Genomic DNA, 230 nt, shown 5'->3' on the forward strand with positions numbered 1-230 from the left:
CTGATGCAGCTTTAGGTCAAGCGGTTGTTAGCAATGAGAGCGTACCTTTAAACGAGCGACAAAGTTTATCAGTTGAGAGCGGTTTAAATGACGGACTGGCATTACCTGTTATTTTATTTTTTGCCAGTATAGTTGCTATGGAAACCGGCTCTCAAGAAAATGAAATGTCATGGTTAGTGTTTGGATTTAGCCAAATATTTATAGGTATTTTGGTTGGTGCATTTATGGGG

General features: G+C 39.1%; 1 pseudogene. It reads left to right on the forward strand.

Annotation, left to right across the window (positions count from 1 at the left end):
• Positions 1-230, forward strand: a pseudogene (locus AAEY93_RS21210) (cation:proton antiporter); the annotation flags it as partial.

It is taken from the genome of Shewanella sp. CAL98-MNA-CIBAN-0140 (assembly GCF_040309905.1).
In the GTDB taxonomy this organism is placed as follows: Bacteria; Pseudomonadota; Gammaproteobacteria; order Enterobacterales; family Shewanellaceae; genus Shewanella; species Shewanella psychromarinicola.